We start from the raw sequence: 2921 nt of genomic DNA on the forward strand, positions 1-2921 counted from the left end.
TCACCGCCATATTTAAAGAAGAGCTCGCATGAAAATGCGGGCTTTTTTTTTCGCATGTTGCACGCCTCTGGGGGGATGAGAATCCCCTGGTGCTATATGCAGCTCGGTGCGGCCTGAGCCCCTCACCCTTCCCCTCTCCCCAGGGGAGAGGGAAGTATTACTCTTCCACCATCCGCGCATACTCTTCGGTCAGAAAATCCACCAGCGTCCTGACCGACGGCAGCAGGCCGCGCCGCGAAGGATAAACCGCGTGAATCACTTCCCGTCGGGGTTCCCACGCGTTGAGCACCCGTACCAGTTCCCCTGACGCCAGCTGGTCCTTGACCATCAAAACCGGCAGTTGCACCACGCCGATGCCGGCCATGGCAGCTTCACGTAGCGCCAGCATATCGGTGGTAATCAATCGGGGGTGGTAATGGATCTCCGCTTTGGCACCTCCGGGACCTGACAGCGCCCATTTATGAATATGTTTCCCCTCGTTCATGCTTAACCCGGGCCAGGCGCTGAGTTCAGATGGCACAACGGGTTCGCCCAGGCGTTGAATTAAGGCCGGACCGGCGACCAGACAATGACCCCTGTCAGCCAGCACCCTTAATACCAGGTCGCTGTCATCAAACGGACGCGGGCGTACGCGGATAGCGATATCAACCCCCTCACCCACCAGGTCTACCCGCCGGTTGGTCGCCTCAAGCTGAAGATTGATCCCGGGGTAGCGCGCCATAAATCTGGCCAGCATCGGACCCACGTGGACATGCAACAGAGTTATCGGGCACGTAATTCTGACAACACCGCGCGGTTCAGCCTGCAGTGCCGCAACGGCTTCCTCCGCGGCCTCGGCCTCTACCATCATCGCTTTACAGTGCTGGTAGAAGGTCTGCCCGACCTCGGTCACCGTAAACTGTCGGGTTGTTCGGTGGATAAGCCGCACGCCAAGGCGTTCTTCCAGCTGCGCTATCCGGCGGCTTAGCCTGGACTTTGGCAGATCAAGCGCCCTTCCCGCCGCGGCAAAGCCACCGTAGTCCACCACCTTCACAAACCAGACGAAGTCATTGAGATCCTGCATAAATCCTCATCGTTCCATTTTCAGAACAGTGAATGCCATTTTCACTATCTACCGGGATATTAACTCTGAATATAAGCTAATTACATCAACAGAACATCAGGAGTTAATCATGAAAAACGTAACAGGTGTTTATACCGCTCCCCGCCAGCACTGGGTTGGCGATGGTTTCCCGGTCCGTTCAATGTTCTCTTATCAGACGCACGGCGAGCCGCTGAGCCCGTTCCTGCTGCTGGACTACGCGGGCCCGTACACCTTTCCGGCAGATGGGGCGAAACGCGGCGTAGGCCAACACCCTCACCGGGGTTTTGAAACGGTCACCATCGTCTATTCCGGTGAAGTGGAGCATCGCGATTCTACGGGCAAAGGCGGCGTCATTGGCCCCGGCGACGTGCAGTGGATGACGGCAGGTGCAGGCATTTTGCACGAGGAGTTCCACTCCAGCGCGTTCTCGCAGAAAGGCGGAGAACTGAAAATGATGCAGCTTTGGGTCAACCTGCCGGCCAAAGACAAGATGGCGGCTCCGGGCTACCAGAGCATTACGAAGGATGCGATCCCGACCGTGACGCTACCGGACAACAGCGGTTCGCTGCGGGTCATTGCCGGTCGCTACGAGGCTGTAACCGGACCGGCGCACACCTTCTCACCGCTCAACGTCTGGGACATTGCGCTGAACCAGGGAAGCCACCTGACGCTCAATCAGCCCGAAGGCTGGAGCACCGCGCTGGTCGTGCTTGAAGGCAACATCACGGTGAACGGCACAACGCAGGCGGGTGAAGCTCAGCTGGTCGTATTGAGCCAGGAAGGCGACAAACTGCACATGGAGGCGAACAGCGATGCCAAAGTGCTGCTGATGGCCGGCGAGCCGCTGAATGAACCCATCGTGGGCTATGGCCCGTTTGTGATGAACAGTAAAAGCGAAATCAACGAAGCCATTCGTGATTTTAACTCCGGCCGCTTCGGCCAGATCTGAACGTAATAAAGGAAAAGATAATGTCTACACCTGCGAATTTTAATGGCACACGTCCGGTTATTGATGTGAACGATGCGGTGATGTTGCTTATCGATCACCAGAGCGGTCTGTTCCAGACCGTTGGGGATATGCCAATGCCGGAACTGCGCTCCCGTGCGGCTGCACTGGCAAAAATCGCTACCCTGGCGAAGATCCCGGTGATCACCACCGCGTCCGTCCCACAGGGACCGAACGGACCGCTTATCCCGGAGATCCACGCCAACGCGCCGCATGCGCAGTATGTTGCCCGTAAAGGCGAGATCAACGCCTGGGATAACCCGGAGTTTGTGGCGGCGGTGAAAGCGACAGGGCGTAAGACGTTAATTATCGCGGGCACAATCACCAGCGTCTGCATGGCTTTCCCGTCAATCAGCGCGGTGGCGGACGGGTATAAGGTGTTTGCGGTGATTGATGCCTCCGGTACCTACAGCAAAATGGCGCAGGAGATCACCCTGGCGCGCGTGGTGCAGGCCGGCGTGGTCCCGATGGATACGGCGGCGGTGGCCTCCGAGATCCAGCGAACCTGGAACCGTGAGGACGCGGCTGAGTGGGCTGAGGTGTATACCCACATCTTCCCGGCTTACCGGCTGTTGATCGAAAGCTACGGCAAAGCACAGGAAGTGGTTAAAAACAGCGAAGTGCTCGATTCACAGCGTTAATCCTCTGCTCCACGACGTAAAAACCGTGGAGCTGATTAATGCTTAACCGAACAGGCACTAAAGCTGAAAATCTGCTTGACCGTGTTAGCGCAACTCCCTATAGTAGCGCCCCGTTGCCCCCCAAGCGGTCAGGCAGCAAAACAATATGGTGAGGTGTCCGAGTGGCTGAAGGAGCACGCCTGGAAAGTGT

General features: G+C 57.4%; 3 protein-coding genes. 2 read left to right on the forward strand and 1 reads right to left on the reverse strand.

Annotated elements, in window-relative coordinates; genetic code table 11:
• Positions 1–157: 157 nt before the first annotated feature.
• Complete coding sequence (locus ADJ24_RS10740; protein ID WP_023311100.1) at positions 158–1063, reverse strand: LysR family transcriptional regulator; 906 nt, start codon at positions 1061–1063, stop codon at positions 158–160.
• Between the two features lie 109 nt (positions 1064–1172).
• Between ADJ24_RS10740 and ADJ24_RS10745 the strand changes: the two genes are divergently transcribed.
• Positions 1173–2033, forward strand: coding sequence for a pirin family protein (locus ADJ24_RS10745; RefSeq protein WP_023311099.1), 861 nt, complete (start codon positions 1173–1175; stop codon positions 2031–2033).
• A 20-nt stretch (positions 2034–2053) separates the two neighbouring features.
• On the forward strand, positions 2054–2731 hold the full coding sequence (locus ADJ24_RS10750; RefSeq protein WP_023311098.1) for a hydrolase: 678 nt from the start codon (positions 2054–2056) through the stop codon (positions 2729–2731).
• The last annotated feature ends 190 nt before the right edge of the window (positions 2732–2921 follow it).

The organism is Enterobacter sp. 940_PEND (genome assembly GCF_001059415.1).
Classification (GTDB): Bacteria; Pseudomonadota; Gammaproteobacteria; order Enterobacterales; family Enterobacteriaceae; genus Enterobacter; species Enterobacter cloacae_M.